The organism is Bowmanella denitrificans (assembly GCF_039522935.1).
Lineage (GTDB): Bacteria > Pseudomonadota > Gammaproteobacteria > Enterobacterales > Alteromonadaceae > Bowmanella > Bowmanella denitrificans.
In genome coordinates, this window is the sequence record NZ_BAAAEI010000013.1 from 1 (window position 1) to 15,567 (window position 15,567).

13 protein-coding genes are annotated in these 15,567 nt (G+C 49.4%); 6 read left to right on the forward strand and 7 right to left on the reverse strand.

Going from position 1 to position 15,567, the window contains the following annotated elements:
• The first annotated feature begins 283 nt into the window (after positions 1–283).
• Positions 284–742 (forward strand): RNA recognition motif domain-containing protein, encoded by a 459-nt coding sequence (locus tag ABD028_RS12275; protein WP_343845212.1) that lies wholly within the window; start codon positions 284–286, stop codon positions 740–742.
• A gap of 37 nt (positions 743–779) precedes the next feature.
• Here the strand turns inward: ABD028_RS12275 and ABD028_RS12280 are convergent, their stop codons facing one another.
• Positions 780–2,117, reverse strand: coding sequence for a DUF5610 domain-containing protein (locus tag ABD028_RS12280; protein WP_343845214.1), 1,338 nt, complete (start codon positions 2,115–2,117; stop codon positions 780–782).
• A gap of 143 nt (positions 2,118–2,260) precedes the next feature.
• On the opposite strand from ABD028_RS12280, the gene trmA reads away from it, so the two are divergent.
• The gene (gene trmA / locus ABD028_RS12285; protein WP_343845216.1) at positions 2,261–3,373 is read left to right on the forward strand and encodes a tRNA (uridine(54)-C5)-methyltransferase TrmA; all 1,113 of its coding nucleotides are present in this window, start codon (positions 2,261–2,263) and stop codon (positions 3,371–3,373) included.
• Here the strand turns inward: trmA and fabR are convergent.
• Positions 3,358–3,957 carry an HTH-type transcriptional repressor FabR gene (gene fabR, locus ABD028_RS12290; RefSeq protein WP_102798809.1) on the reverse strand — a complete coding sequence of 200 codons (600 nt, stop codon included), beginning with the start codon at positions 3,955–3,957 and terminating at the stop codon, positions 3,358–3,360. The two genes, trmA and fabR, sit on opposite strands and share 16 nt — an antisense overlap.
• A 140-nt stretch (positions 3,958–4,097) precedes the next feature.
• On the opposite strand from fabR, the gene ABD028_RS12295 reads away from it, so the two are divergent.
• A complete protein-coding gene (locus ABD028_RS12295) occupies positions 4,098–5,219 on the forward strand; it encodes an acyl-CoA desaturase (protein WP_343845217.1) in 1,122 nt (373 codons plus the stop codon).
• A 74-nt stretch (positions 5,220–5,293) separates the two neighbouring features.
• Positions 5,294–6,727, forward strand: a complete 1,434-nt coding sequence (gene sthA, locus ABD028_RS12300; protein ID WP_343845219.1) for a Si-specific NAD(P)(+) transhydrogenase — start codon at positions 5,294–5,296, stop codon at positions 6,725–6,727.
• Between the two features lie 76 nt (positions 6,728–6,803).
• Here sthA and ABD028_RS12305 read toward each other — a convergent pair whose 3' ends face one another.
• The gene (locus ABD028_RS12305) at positions 6,804–7,115 is read right to left on the reverse strand and encodes a hypothetical protein (RefSeq protein WP_343845221.1); all 312 of its coding nucleotides are present in this window, start codon (positions 7,113–7,115) and stop codon (positions 6,804–6,806) included.
• Positions 7,116–7,204: 89 nt separating this feature from the next.
• Between ABD028_RS12305 and ABD028_RS12310 the strand changes: the two genes are divergently transcribed.
• Entirely contained in the window at positions 7,205–7,813 is a 609-nt protein-coding gene (locus ABD028_RS12310; protein WP_343845223.1) for a uracil-DNA glycosylase family protein, read from the forward strand.
• A gap of 45 nt (positions 7,814–7,858) precedes the next feature.
• Here ABD028_RS12310 and ABD028_RS12315 read toward each other — a convergent pair whose 3' ends face one another.
• Positions 7,859–10,099, reverse strand: a complete 2,241-nt coding sequence (locus ABD028_RS12315) for a bifunctional diguanylate cyclase/phosphodiesterase (protein WP_102798804.1) — start codon at positions 10,097–10,099, stop codon at positions 7,859–7,861.
• Positions 10,100–10,342: 243 nt separating this feature from the next.
• Here ABD028_RS12315 and ABD028_RS12320 point away from each other — a divergent pair, with 243 nt between their 5' ends.
• Positions 10,343–11,239, forward strand: a complete 897-nt coding sequence (locus ABD028_RS12320) for a TIGR03899 family protein (protein WP_245921853.1) — start codon at positions 10,343–10,345, stop codon at positions 11,237–11,239.
• Here ABD028_RS12320 and ABD028_RS12325 read toward each other — a convergent pair whose 3' ends face one another.
• Genes ABD028_RS12325 through ABD028_RS12335 form a run of 3 tightly spaced genes read right to left on the reverse strand, consistent with a single transcriptional unit; the run spans position 11,240 to position 15,484 of the window.
• Positions 11,240–11,986, reverse strand: coding sequence for a phosphoadenylyl-sulfate reductase (locus ABD028_RS12325; protein ID WP_343845224.1), 747 nt, complete (start codon positions 11,984–11,986; stop codon positions 11,240–11,242).
• A complete protein-coding gene (gene cysI / locus ABD028_RS12330; RefSeq protein ID WP_343845225.1) occupies positions 11,979–13,676 on the reverse strand; it encodes an assimilatory sulfite reductase (NADPH) hemoprotein subunit in 1,698 nt (565 codons plus the stop codon). Before cysI ends, ABD028_RS12325 begins: the two co-directional genes overlap by 8 nt.
• Complete coding sequence (locus ABD028_RS12335) at positions 13,676–15,484, reverse strand: assimilatory sulfite reductase (NADPH) flavoprotein subunit (RefSeq protein ID WP_343845227.1); 1,809 nt, start codon at positions 15,482–15,484, stop codon at positions 13,676–13,678. The genes cysI and ABD028_RS12335 overlap by 1 nt, the downstream gene beginning before the upstream one ends.
• Between the last annotated feature and the right edge of the window lie 83 nt (positions 15,485–15,567).

Below are 15,567 nucleotides of genomic sequence, written 5' to 3' on the forward strand. Positions count from 1 at the left end.
ACTTTTTTAAATTTCGTTGCTTGCCGCTCCTTGAATCTTCCTGGCTGACTGGGAGGCCTTTCTGCCTGCCCCGTCGAAGTGGTGCGCATTCTACAGACCAGCGAAAACAGATCAAGGGATTTTTGCAAAAAACATTTCGTTCGCGCGTTTATTGAACAAAACTATAGATAATACGCCATTTGGCAGGGCTTACGACCGTATCAGCAGTTTAGTTGGCGTAATGTAAATAAATCGGTAACATAGCTCTGCTACGTCATTTTCTAATTATAATTTAGGTAGTTACATGAAATCACCGGTTCTTCTTTATATAGTTATCGGCGGATTGCTGGCGGTGCTCGGCTATTTTGTCCTGCCCGCGCAAGCTGTCTCATCAAACCAGGCGCTTGCCCTGGGATTAATCGTCGGCAGTATTGCTACACCATTATTAGCCACTTTATTTGGCCAGCAGAACGCTTCTGCCAGTGGCACAGATAATGATGACAATAGTGACAGCAAAACTCTGTATGTAGGTAACCTTCCCTACCGTGCCAGTGAACAGGATGTTAAAGCCCACTTTTCAAGTCATGGGACAGTTGTATCAGTGCGCCTGATGAAAGACAGGCGTACAGGCAAACGCAAGGGATACGGCTTTGTGGAAATGCAGGGTGATGCAGAACTGATTGTCAGCACGCTGAACGATACGGAGTTTCAGGACAGAACACTTAAAGTGCGTATGGCCAAGGACAAGCAAGACGACGAGTAGTCATTAAAAATGAAAGGCCCTGAAAAGGGCCTTTTGCTTATTGTTTATCGTCTTTACTCTCTGGCTTGGCTTTGTCTGCAGTCGCTTGAGAGTCTGGCAGGTTATCCAGCAGACGCTGGTTAAAACTGTGGAATTTATTGATAGCCTGCAATAAATCCGGCGTATCCACATCCAGCATCCTGTTGACCAGCCCGTTAATCAGATTGTCGAAAGAATTGTCGTCCTGCAGTTTTTGCCGGGACTGTTCCACCATATCCAGCATCTTGTCCAGATAGTGCGAAACCGGTTTGGCATAACCTTCCATTTCTTTAAACTTGTCGTCACCGTGCTGAACCGCTTCATAGGTTTGGGTAACACGGGTCTGCTCTTGTCTGCTCAGCTGCAATGCATAGCCGGTCAGTTCTGTTTCATCAAAACCAAGTTTCAAAGCCTGCTCGAAGGCTTTCTCCACGTCACCGTTGAAAAACTCGTCGGCCAGGTCCGCCGTTTTATCTACCAGATCCCCTATGGCTTTGAGTTCCTCTTCATCCAGCTCGCCTTTTACTGAGAAGCCATATTCATTCTTCTGGTAAAACAATGTGCTCTGCTCGGCGCGCACATTAAAGGTAGAAGACTCGTCCCCATCAGACTCTGTGCTGCTGGTCTTTTCTGCATCCGCATTGTCTTTGGCTTGTTCCTTTTCCGCCTGACTACGCAGTACCAAGCTGCGATTCAGTTCAAACTGGCGAAGGTCATCAAAACTGATGGTGACTTCGTCACCATCGCGGGTGCGCACCGTCAGCTCACTGCTGTCCTGGCGGCTGTAGCTCACTGACTCACTGTAGCGCAGAGCAATCTGGTCATCTTCCTCTTCTTTATTACCGAAGATTTCGTTTTCCAGATTCTTAATGCCGTCTTCTATCAGCTCCCGACTTTTCTTGATGCCGGTGGAGATCTCTTCGTTCATAAAACCGGCCAGATCTTTCTCAGCCATCTGCACACCTTTGAGCACGCCACTCCTGGCCTGTTCAAACATCTCGGTCAGCTTTTCGTCATCCATACCTTTTGACTGCGCATGGCGGATAGCGCCACCAACGAAGCGCAGTACGTTTTTAGCCACCTCTTCAAAATCAAACAGGCTTTTGTTGTCCTGCGGCTTCGCCACAGGCAAGCTGGGACGACGATCATCCAACAACAAAGACTGGCTCAACGCGTTACTGAATATCTTAAGACTCATAAAACGCTGCGACTGCGCAGCATTCGTCAGAGTCACCGCATTTTGCTGCTGGTCCGTCGTCTGCCTCACACCGTCTTCCTTTGACGGTCCTTGTGGCTCAGAACGGCCAACATGAGGCGTGCGTTGTTCAAGACGCGCCTTTAGTTCGCCTAAATTCATGATAATGTCCTCAATACCTCTCGACTTATTATCGACCAAATTAGTACAAGTTTTAGTCATTACTGTTTAAAAGTTTTGTCTGTTCTAAAATTTGCGCATTTAGCTAAAGGCTTTACAATCGGCGGCCTTTTAGTGGAGGTAACATGCGACCAACCGAAATAGACAGTAATCAATACGAAGCACAGCTGGCAGACAAAGCGTCTGAACTGCAAGCCCTGTTAAGCGATTTTGCTATGCCGGAACTGACGCTCTATCCGTCTGCCCCACTCCACTATCGTATGCGGGCCGAGTTTCGCGTATGGCATGAGGGTGAAGATCTCTATCACATCATGTTTGACAGCCAGACCAAGGAAAAGTACCGGGTAGACCACTTCCCACCAGCCAGTTTACTGATTAACCAGGTTATGGCGGACTTATTGGTGTTGCTCAAACCCAATCAGATATTGCGACGAAAACTCTATCAAATAGACTACCTCAGCACGCTGAGTGGCGAAATTTTGGTCACCCTGGTCTATCACAAACCTCTGGATGCACAGTGGCAGGCAGAAGCAGAGCAGTTACGTGACACACTGCGGAAAACGTACCAACTGGATCTGGTTGGTCGCGCCCGCAAGCAAATGCTGTTGCTCAATCGCGATCACGTTATTGAAACGCTGAACATCAAATCCAGACCCTATCAGTTCAAGCAGATTGAAAATAGCTTTACCCAACCCAACGCCGGGGTGAACTGCAACATGATCGAATGGGCACTGGATGCCACTCAGGATGCCAGTGGAGACCTGCTGGAGCTTTATTGTGGCTTGGGTAATTTCACCCTGCCGCTGGCACAAAATTTCCGGCGCGTACTGGCCACCGAAATATCCAAAGCGTCAGTAGAAGCAGCTAATCACAATGCCCATTTGAACAAGGTCGAGAATGTTACCGTGCTGCGCATGTCCAGCGAGGAATTCACCGAAGCCCTGCAAGGTAAGCGGGAATTCAAACGAATGGGTGAGGTGAAATTGTCAGAATTTGACTGCCAGACCGTATTGGTGGACCCACCACGGGCTGGCCTGGACCCGGACACCTGCGAATTGGTTAGCGGCTACCGCAACATTTTATATATATCTTGCAACCCGCTAACCCTGAAAGACAATTTGCAGCACCTGAGTAAAACTCATGACGTTACGCGGTTTGCCCTGTTTGATCAGTTTCCTTATACCCATCATGCCGAGTGCGGTGTGATGCTGACGAAGAAACCTTATTTACCCGCGTAGAAGGCAGCGCCCCTGGCAATAAAACGAAGTTGCTGATTTAAACGCTGCGCATGCACCTTACGCTGCGCAGCATTGGCGTCGATAGCCTCGGCCCCGGCGCTGAACACCAACTTCACCATCGCCTCTGCCTGCAATCCAGCCAAATCACGATTTAAGCCGGTATGATTGGCGGTATAGTCGGTCAGTTCTTCGATAAAATGCTGAATTTCTCTTAAAACCGCCGCACGAAATGCTGGCGAGGTGCCTGAGTGCTCCCTCAGCAACAACCTGAATTCATTGCTGTTGGACACCACAAACTCCATAAAGGTATTGACCGAGGTGCTGATCACCCCACCACCGGCGTCGATTCGGGAGCGGGCCTGGCGCATCAATTGGCGCAACGCCAGGCCAGCTTCATCCACCAGGGTCAGACCCAGTTCATCGATATCCTTAAAATGCCGGTAGAACGACGTTGGCGCAATACCCGCGGCGCGGGCAACTTCCCGCAGGCTGACACTGGACAGACTGCGTTGTTCGTCCAACAGGTTAAAGGCCGCATCAATAATGGCGCGTCGGGTTTTGAGTTTCTGTTGCTGACGTCTCATGGGCTTACCCGGAGTTTAAAACGCGACGAGTGTAGCATTATATTACCGCACTTCACGCCATAGAATTCGCAGCAGTCCCTTGCCAAGCCCTGATGATCTGGCTAAATTAGCGCACAACTGTACGCCCAACTCTTTTTCTGATGCAAAAACCCGCAATTATTCTGACCAATGTTCTGGTCTTTGCCATAACCGGACTCATTAGCCTGATTCTGGTGCCACTGGAAGCTTATCTACATGGCTTTGATGTCGTCGAAGTGACCGCCTGTATTTTTCTTGTCTGGTTTTCCGGCCTGTCTATCACGGCTGGTTACCACAGGCTTTGGTCACATAAAGCCTATGAAGCGCATCCGGTGGTTAAGGTCATACTGGCCATCGGCGGCGCTTTAGCACTGCAAAACAGTATTCTGCACTGGGCGTCCGACCACCGCATTCACCACAAACACGTGGATGACGATAACAAAGATCCCTATTCCGCCGGCCGTGGATTCTGGTATTCACATATAGGCTGGATGCTGAGGGAATATCAGGCCAGTCGCTACAGTGATTACAACAACTGTCGCGATCTGCAAAAAGACCAGGTGGTTATGTGGCAGCACCGACACTATCTGCTGATCAGCCTGTCAGCCAATTTTGGTATTCCACTGCTATTGGGATGGTTCAATGGCGATATCTGGGGCATGTTGTTGATTGCTGGCGTATTGCGTTTAGTGGTTGTGCATCACGTAACCTTCTTTATTAACTCTTTAGCCCATATCTGGGGGCGGCAAACCTACACCGACCAAAACAGCGCCAGGGACAATGGCATCCTCGCCCTGTTTACCTTTGGTGAGGGTTATCACAACTTCCACCATATCTTCGAATATGACTACCGAAACGGGGTGAAATGGTGGCATTTCGATCCAACCAAGTGGCTGATACGCTCACTTTCCTGGTTAGGTTTAACCAGCGGATTGAGGCGCTGCCCAGAAGAACGCATCGAAAAAGCCAAGGCCGAAATGCAGTTAAAAAGAGTGCAACAGAGAATTGCCAGCCGGCCGGATGCACAGCATTTAGCCCAGAAAGTACAACATGAGTACGAATTGCTGGTGCAGAAATTAGCCGATTACCACATGATTAAAAAACAGCGGCTGGAAGCCAGGAAACGCCAATTGGTGGCCAGCTATGAAAAACTGGAGCTGGATTTCAGATACCGGGAACTCAAGCAAACCTTAGCGCTGGCGAAAAGACGTTGGCTGGAAGTGCATAGCCTCAAGTTTGTCTGAGACTAAATGGGGCCTTGCTTTCCCGGTAAAACTCGGTAACGCTATGATTCTATTTCAGTTGTCGGAGTCCTCCGTTGTCAACCGTTACCAACAAGAAAAACACCAAGACGCGACAGACATTTCAATTTGACGCAGTTGTTATTGGCACCGGCCCTGGTGGCGAAGGTGCCGCCATGCAATTGGCGAAAGCCGGCAAGCAAGTGGCGGTTATAGAGCGCCACGAATCGGTTGGCGGCGGCTGTACGCATTGGGGGACAATTCCGTCAAAAGCGTTACGCCATTCTGTCAGCCGCCTTATCGAATACAATTCCAATCCTTTGTTTAACGACGGTGATCGTAGTCGTCATCTGACTTTCAGTGACGTACTAACCCATGCCAGCGCGGTGATCCGTAAGCAAAGCCGATTACGGGGCACATTCTACGACCGCAATGGGGTAAAGGTTTTTCATGGTGAAGCTTCCTTTATTGACGCGCACAGCATTAAAGTTACCCGGGAAGATGGTTCGGTTGACCAGATCACCACTAAGCAGGTAGTCATTGCCACCGGTTCCAGACCCTACACCCCAGCGGATATAGATTTCGACCACCCACGGATCTACAACAGCGATTCTATTCTGTCCCTTAAACACGATCCTAAGTCGATTATTATCTATGGGGCTGGTGTCATAGGGTCGGAATACGCCAGTATCTTCCGTGGTATGGGCGTGAAAGTGGATTTGGTCAATATGCGAGACAGATTGTTGTCTTTTCTGGACGCGGAGATTTCAGACTCACTCAGCTACCACCTTTGGAATAACGGCGTGGTTATACGTCACAACGAAACCTATGCCAGTGTCGAAGGCAGGGACGATTCCGTAGTATTGCATCTGGAGTCCGGTAAGAAGATGCGTGCCGACTGTTTGCTGTTTGCCAACGGCAGAACCGGCAATACCGACATGCTTAATTTGCAGGCCATCGGCCTTAAAGCCGACTCTCGGGGACAGGTGAGAGTTGACGAAAATTATAAAACCGAAGTGGATAACATTTATGCGGTGGGTGATGTTATCGGCTATCCCAGCCTGGCGTCTGCCGCCTACAATCAGGGCCGTTTTGCGGCACAGGCCATGCTCAGTGGCAAATGTCCCTCCAGCTTAGTGGAAGATATTCCAACCGGGATTTACACCATTCCCGAGATCAGTTCTGTGGGTAAAACAGAACAGGAACTGACCGCCCTTAAGGTGCCTTATGAAGTGGGTCGTGCACAGTTTCTGCACCTGGCCCGCGCGCAGATTGCCAATACACAAGTGGGTAGCCTTAAGATTCTTTTCCATCGCGAGACTAAGGAAATTCTTGGCATCCATTGCTTCGGGGAACGGGCATCGGAGATTGTGCATATCGGCCAGGCGATCATGCAACAGAAAGGCAGTGCAAATAGCATTGAGTACTTTGTAAACACCACATTTAACTACCCGACCATGGCTGAAGCGTACCGGGTCGCAGCGATTAATGGTTTGAATCGTATTTTTTAAACATCAGCTCAGAAGGGGCTGATCAGCAAGTACAAAAAAACCGGGCTTGACCCGGTTTCCTCAACAATTCAACAAGTTACTTGCGATTGGCAGCCAACAGGGCTGGGTTTTCCAGCGCATCTCGGTGCGCAACAACTTCTATCAGGTACTTTTCCGGATAGAATCTGATAGTCGCCATGGCGTTTTCACTTTGTACCTGCGAGCTCTGGTAGATAGTCTGTTGTACATCACGGTACTGAATGTTCTGACTTATCTTAGATTGTACGCAGTCACTATTGACCGTCAGAGTATCGGCAGCCATACAGTCGAATAGCTTATTGGATTCATCGGCAGCCTGCGCCAGGCCGCTGGCAGCCAACAACGAAAATAAAATGATAGATTTACGCATTACAGACTCCTACAACAACTCTAACATGAGTGTATATACATTTTTGCAGGATTCCGCCTGCTTTGCAAACATATTTTTATGACAGGAATATGACAACCATTAAAAAAGATCCAGCTTTGCGTGATAAAACCAGCATTGTTATTCAGGAAATTCAGCAATGTCGACTTTGTGAAGCCAATTTACCTTTGGGGGCGAATCCCGTGGTACGCGGAAAGCAAGGCGCCAGGCTAATGATTATCGGGCAGGCACCCGGTACTAAAGTGCATCACAGCTCTATTCCCTGGAATGATGCTTCTGGTGACAGGCTGCGGGAGTGGCTGCAGATTTCCAGGGACGTCTTCTATGATCAGGATAAAATAGCCATTATGCCAATGGGATTTTGTTATCCGGGTAAAGGTAACAGCGGCGACCTGCCGCCCAGAAAGGAGTGCGCGCCAACCTGGCATCGCCGCTTACTTGATACCCTACCCAAGCTGCAGCTCACCTTACTTATTGGTCAGTACGCTCAACAATATTATTTGGCAGATAGCAAAAACCTGACAGAAAGAGTGAAAAATTATCAGACCTACCTGCCAGACTACTTTGCACTGCCCCACCCCTCGCCAAGGAACAATATCTGGCTTAAGAAGCATCCCTGGTTTGAAACAACATTGCTGCCTGACCTGCGTCAGCGAGTCAGGTACATTCTGTCGATGTAAGGAACATGGGCTGATCCTGCTCGGCTCTTATGTGCTGAATTTTCTTTAGGCTCTTGCCTGATAGTTATCTAAAAACTCGGTCAGCTCATGGAAAGGCATGGGTTTAGCATACAAAAAGCCCTGCGCTTCGTCGCAACCCAGGCGCAGCATATAACTGGCCTGTTCACGTTTTTCCACGCCCTCGGCGATGGTCTGCAGCCCCAATTTATTGCCCAGGGTAACAATAGTTTCGGCAATAAAGGCACTTTTACCTGCGGTGACTTCATTCACAAAAGAACGGTCCACTTTAAGTCTGTCGAGTGGTAGCTTTTGCAGATAGCTCATTGAAGAGAATCCCGTACCAAAATCGTCAATCGCGATAGTCACACCAAACTCTTTCAAGGCTTTGAGGGAATCGACAACAATCTGGGGTTCATCCATTACCACGCTTTCGGTAATCTCCAGTTCCAAGGATTTTGGATCGATCTTGCTTGCAATCAGGCAATCTTTGACCAGTGGAATAAATTGCGGATCACGAAACTGCGGCATAGAAATATTGACCGCCACCCGCAGATGAGGGAAGCCTTTTTCATGCAATAGACTTAACTTGTGACAGGCTTCTTCCAATACCCAGGCACCAATATCAATAATCAGCCCACTGTATTCAGCCAAAGGTACAAACACGGCTGGCGATACATAGCCACCTTCACTGGCAGGCCAACGTAATAAGGCTTCCATTCCCACAATGGACTCGTTTACCAGATCCACCTGCGGCTGATACCATAGCTCCAGCTTGCGCTCTGCAAAATCAGAACGTAATTGACGAATCATACCTAGTCGCCAAGTGGTTTTCTCTTCCATCTCCGGCGCATAGTACTCATAGTTTGCTGTCAGGCTTTTCTTCGCTCGGTTCAGGGCAATATTGGACTGCTTAAGAATGTTCAAGCCGTTATTGTCTTCATCCAGCAATCTGCACAATCCAATAGTGACATTGACAGGCAACGTATGATCGCCCGCTTTAAAGGGTGAATTAAACACCTTGGCAATAGTGTCTGGGTTAACTTTGTCGTCACCGCCTATCAAACCAAATACGTCAGCACCGATGCGCCCCATTTTTACATCGGCACCCATGGCACTGTGTAAACGCTCAGCAATGGCAATAAGCAATAGGTTACCCGCATCCTGCCCCAAGCCATCATTAATATCAGAAAAGTGATTTACATCCACCAATGCCGCTACCTGACTATTTAAGTCAAGACTGTTACGCTGCATCTGATCCAGCATATTGATGAACTCATTGCGGTTAGGCAATTTGGTCAGCATATCGCGGAAAGCAGCATTACGCAGTTGATGGAATAAATTGACGTTTTCATAACCCACCGAAATGCTGGACATAAACACTTCCAGCAATTGCCGATGCAGCACATTAATGGCAAAGCCTACCTGTACGTATACCGCCGCTTCGTAGCCACTGCTGTTCATATACAAAACAGAGAAGTCTTTCTCGTAGATATGGTCTTTTTGCTTCAGGCATCTCGCCACTTGTTCAATAATTTTGTCATCATGAATACTGTCCAGCTTCTCATTGATGTAGCTGGCAAAAGGACCCGCCGCCCCCAACACATAAACACTGTCGTCATCCTTATCCAATACTGAACCCGCTCTGGCGCATACCACGCCCCCGGCATCCAGACCAATAAGTGAACTGATTTGCGTCACCACCCCTTCGCAAAAGCCTTTGATGGAATGTTCTTCGAGTAAATTAGCGGCAGATGAAATAATCTTTTCCAGGCCAACCCGGCTTTGATTAATGGTCAGAATTTGTTGATAGGAACGGAGTGAAGCAATAATGGTAGTAACAAGTTTACTGCGGGTAAGTTCGGTTTTAGTCTTGTAGTCATTAATGTCATATTCTTTTATGACACTCTCTTCTGGTGCATAACCAGGCTGACCAGTCCGCAGAATAATCCGTGGCTCATTGAGCTGTAACTCTTCGCGCATACGCCTGGCCACTTGTAAACCGGCATCGTCACTTTCCATCACCACATCCAACAGGACGATAGCAATATCACTGCCATGTTCACTCAACACATTCAGCGCCTGCTCACCAGAATAGGCGTGCATAAATCGCAGGCGACGCCCATTCAGGGCTAAATCGGCCAGCGCCAGTCGGGTTACCGAGTGGATCTCTTCATCATCGTCAACAATCAGGACATTCCAAGCCTCACTTGATTCTTGCTCTTCTACCTGACTTTCATCTTCTTCCAGAAAAATCAGCTCATCATTGTCGTAATTTGTTGGACTCATCTGCCTATCCGTCACCTGTGCCGAATCAATGGGCCTACTTTTCCACTCTTGATTAACAATATCCTAATATTCATGAAAGAGAAACTTAATCCTCCAGCCTGACCAGACTGCAAAATGTGTGGGAGTGACGACACTTTAGCAATAAACTGTACAACGGCCACCGGCACAAAGCTGGTCAAGCATCTATCTAAGGCCTATGATGGCATGCATGATAGCGTTGCCAGATCTATGCAGATTCTGAAGATGAGTAAAATAGACAGCCTTAGTCACTCACCACAAGTGACCCGCATCAGGCCAGCTTCAGTTCCCAGTCAGACCGTCACGGCGCCCGCCAAGGCCGACACCAATACCTCTGTGCAGGCTTTAAAAGATCGCATGCGCCATTGGTTTGCTCAGGCAGGCATTAGCCCTGCCAGATCGGGCGGAGTGGATTTGGATGCCAGTAAGAAATTGCAGCGCCGCAAGGCAATGCAGGCACAGCGCCAACTGCATAATCTTGAAAAAATTCTTGAACAGGCCATGGACTTTTCCCCCGCTCAGGGAAGCGAAGAGAACTTAGATCCCGACTGGTTTTTCAGCTTTATTAATATGGCGGAAAATGTGCACTCCCCTGCCATGCAGGAGCTTTGGGCGAAGATATTTGCCACCGAGATTAGTCAGCCAGGATCATTCTCATTACGCAGTTTGGCAATACTTCAGCAATTGACTCAACGGGACGCAAAAATGTTCTCGCTGGCGGTCAGTCTGTCCAGTCGGCGACGCGGAGACTATAGTCCACGTATCCTTTATGGTTACTATCAAAAACCCAGCCTGTTTTCCATATTGTCCCTGGCCAGAGGGGCACAACTGAATCTGGCGCAGTTTGGTCTGACCTACCCGGATCTGCTTGGGTTAATGGACCTGGGGCTTATCTATAGCAGTGAAATAGAGTCCGGCGAGTTGAATACCGGTACGCGCAGTGAGTGGCGGGTAGCGGGAGAGCCATTGCACCTGGCGCCCCGACACAGAGGAACCCTGTTGAATTACTATAAGTTTACTGCGGCAGGTGCCGAGCTTTCCCGGCTGGTACCGGTAAAGCCGCAGGCCCCTTATTTACAGTCATTGAAACAGTTACTCAGCAAAGCGTTTGAGTTGCATTGATTAAATGCCATCACCAAACTCGTGCAGGCCGCATTCACGTTTAAGGCCAAAAAAGCGGGTTTCTTCTTCTGTCATACCGGCTTCCAGTGGCCTGGAGGTATGCCAGTCACCGACTGATACATAGCCCTGTTCCCACAACGGGTGATAGGGCAAACCATGCTCCTGCAGGTAATAATGTACGTCCTTGTTACTCCAATCCAGGATTGGAAACACTTTGAATCGGCCACCAGTCAGTTGCAGATATGGCAGTTTTTCACGACTGCTGGACTGACTGCGGCGTAAGCCCGAAAACCAAGTGCCCACGTTCAGTTCCCGCAAAGCCCGCTGCATGGGCTCAACCTTATTCATCTTGTTGTAGGCTTCGATACCAGGCAAACCCTGCTCCCAAAGCTGGCCAAACTTGCGCTCCTGCCAAGCTGGCGACATCTCAGCACTATAGACCTTAAGATTCAAATCCAGGGTCTGGGTCAGCTCGTCAATAAAGTCATAGGTTTCCGGAAACAAATAGCCGGTATCGGTTAAAACCACCGGAATACCGGGCTTGGCTTGGTTGACCAGATGCAACATCACTGCGGCCTGTATGCCGAAGCTGGAAGACAATACTGCCTGCTCCGGCAAATTTTCCAGTGCCCACTGTGTTCTTTGCTGCGCGCTCATGCTTTCCAGCATGATATTGATATCAGCCAGTTCTTCCTGACTGATATTGGTGCTCAACCTGCTGTTAATATTCACTGCAGCATCAGTCATAAAAATCCTTAGCGGAATTCACCACGGGTTTGATGACATCATTACGGATCAGGAAATCACCAAAGCCTTCGTCAGCCAGCCTGAGCTTGGCCCATTGGCCAATCAGCTCATCCAGTTCCTGCATAATTTCCTGCTCACCGATGTTTTCCCTGTACATCCTGGGTATACGGGTGCCATTACGATCGCCACCCAGGTGCAGGTTATATTTACCCGGCCCTTTACCTACCAGACCAACTTCGGCCAGCATGGCGCGGCCACAACCATTTGGACAGCCGGTGACTCGGAAAATAATATGCTCGTCGGCCATACCGTGTTTGGCCATGATCTGCTCTAATTCGGTTACCGCATCCGGCAGGTAACGTTCCGCTTCGGCCATGGCCAGTGGGCAAGTTGGTAATGACACACAGGCCATAGAGTTTTGTCTTTGCGCCGTCACATCGGATTGGATCAGGCCATGCTGTATGGCGATTTCTTCAATCTTGGCTTTGTGCTCAGCCGCCACCCCCGCCACAATCAGGTTCTGATTAGCGGTCAGACGAAAATCCCCCTGATGTATTTTGGCAATCTCTGCACAACCGGTTTTCAGTGGCTTGCCTGGATAATCCAGAATCCGGCCATTCTCAATAAACAAGGTCAGGTGGTGCTTGCCGTCCACACCTTCTACCCAACCGAAACGGTCACCACGGCCAGTAAATTCATAGGCCCGACTTGGTGCAAAGGTAACCTCAGCACGTTTTTCCACCTCGGCTTTAAAGGTGTCCACCCCTACCCGTTCCAAGGTATATTTGGTCTTGGCATTCTTACGATTGCTGCGGTTACCCCAGTCACGCTGAGTGCTGACCACGGCTTCCGCTACCGCCAGGGTTTTATCCAGAGGAATAAAGCCAAAATCATCGGCTTTGCGTGGATAGGTGGTTTTGTCGCCATGAGTCATGGCCAGACCGCCCCCCACCAGAACGTTAAAGCCCACCAGCTTGCCACCTTCGGCAATGGCAACAAAGTTCAGATCATTGGCATGCACATCCACGTCGTTCTGCGGCGGTATCACCACTGTGGTTTTGAACTTACGAGGTAAGTAGGTACTACCTAGAATGGGCTCAACGTCGGTAGTTTCCAGCTTTTCCTCATCCATCCAGATTTCCGCATAAGCGCGGGTTTTTGGCAGCAGATGTTCACTGATTTTCACCGCCCACTCATAGGCCTGCTGATGCACTTCGGACTCCACCGGATTGGAAGTACAAAGCACGTTGCGGTTGACATCACCCGCCGTGGCAATGGAGTCCAGCCCAATACTGTTAAGCATCTGATGCATAGGCTTAATATTAGGTTTTAACACCCCATGAAACTGGAAGGTTTGGCGGGTGGTCAGTCGGATGCTGCCATACAAAGTATGCTGCTCGGCAAACTCATCAATCGCCAGCCACTGTTTGGGCGTGATAATCCCCCCAGGCAAACGGCAACGCAACATCACATTGTGCAGTGGCTCCAGCTTCTGTTTGGCACGCTCGGCACGAATATCCCGGTCATCCTGCTGATACATGCCGTGAAAACGAATCAACTGGAAATTGTCTGCCGTAAAGCCGCCAGTTAAGTCGTCTTGCAAATCCTGCGCAATAGTACCGCGCAGGAAATTACTTTCCCGCTTGAGCCGCTCGTTGTCGGAAAGCTTTTGTTCCTGATTGTCACTCATTAGTACACATCTCTCTGGTAGCGCTTGGATTTGCGCAGGTCATTCAAATATTCTTCTGCCTGTTCGGCTGTTTTGCCGCCATGTTCGCTGATAATAGTCAGCAATGCGTTATGCACATCTTTAGCCATATGATTGGCGTCACCACAAACATAGAAGTGTGCACCTTGCTGCAGCCACTCAAAGACTTCTTTACCCTGCTCCAGCAAGCGATGCTGAACATAAATTTTGTCAGCTTGATCACGGGAAAAGGCCAGACTGATTTTGTTGAGCAAGCCTTCTTTGACCCAGCGCTGCCATTCCACCTGATACAGAAAGTCCTGAGTAAAATTGGGGTTACCGAAGAACAGCCAGTTATTTCCTTGTGCTTCCTGAGCTTCACGCTCCTGCATAAAAGCACGGAACGGTGCAATACCGGTACCCGGCCCCACCATAATCACTGGTGTATTGGTGTCGGCGGGCAGTTTGAAGTTGTCGTTAGATTCAACAAAAATCCGGACTTGCTGACCTTCTTCCACCCTGCCGGCCAGAAAACCTGATGCGCCGCCCTGGCGCAGTTGGCCATCCTTTTGATATTCCACCAGCGCCACCGTCAGATGCACTTCATCTTCCACTTCAGATTGGCTTGAAGCGATAGAATAAAGTCTTGGAGTCATCGCTCTTAACAAGGACGCAAGTTGTTCTTCACTCACTTTGCCCGGATAGGCTTTCACAATATCCACAATCTGGTGGCTGGCGAGATAATCGCGCAGCGCCCCTTTGTCTTCGCTCAGTTGCAACAGCTGAGCATTGTGGGTTAATTCAGCATAGCCTTTAGCAAAAGAGGGGTAACTCTGGGTAAGCTCAAATTTCTCCAGTAATGCCTTACGCAGCGGCAAACGCTCATCGCCCACAGAGACTTCCGCGTCACCATTGAGTTCAAGCAGACCCAACAGTTCGTCCACCAGCGCAGGATCATTGCTAAACCATACGCCCAGCGCATCACCAGGTTGATACTGAAGTCCTGAACCTTCGAGTGAAATCTCGATATGGCGAATGTCTTTTACCGAATCACGTCCGGTGATTTTTTGTGCGGCCAGCAACTCAGCGGCAAAGGGATTTTTCTTACTGTAATGGCTTGCCTGAGCGACGGCCAGATTGACACCAGGCATGGCCACAACTTGTCCCTGCCCAGCAGATGCCAGCTCTTGTTTGAGCAGTTCAGTTACCCGGCCGGACCAAGTCGCCACATCGGCATCATAGTCCACATCACAATCAACCCGCTCTGCCAGCCGGCTTGCCCCAAGAGCAGCCAGACGCTGATCAAAGTCCTTGGCTGTCTGACAGAAGAACTCATAGCTGCTGTCACCCAGTCCCAATACGGCGTATTTCAGTTGCGGCAGCTTGGGCGCCTTTTTACTGGCCAGGAATTCATGCAACTCGGCAGCATCATCCGGCGCTTCTCCCTCACCATGGGTACTGACCACGATAACCAGATGCGTTTCATCTTTAAGTCGCTTGCTTTTGTAGTCCGCCATATTCAGCAGCTCAACCGTCAACCCAGCCGCCTCAGCCATCGCCTTATACTCGCTAGCGACTCCTTTAGCATTGCCGGTTTGTGAGCCGTATAGAATCGTCAGTTTGGCAGAGGTTACCGCTTGGGCGGCAGGTGCAGCCAGCGGCTGCTGAGCCTGAGCAAGGCCTGCCAAATAACCACTCACCCAGGTAAGCTGAGCACCACTTAACGGCGCGATAGCCTGATGCAGCGCAGACCACTGTGCATCGCTGAGTAAAGAAACAGGCAAGTGTGCCTGGGAGTTCGATGAAGACATAAATAATGCTAACCCTATTGCAATTGTGTGTAGGGTAGCGAGGTGTGAGACGAACAGGAAAGAATTAAATCAAATTCTTTATT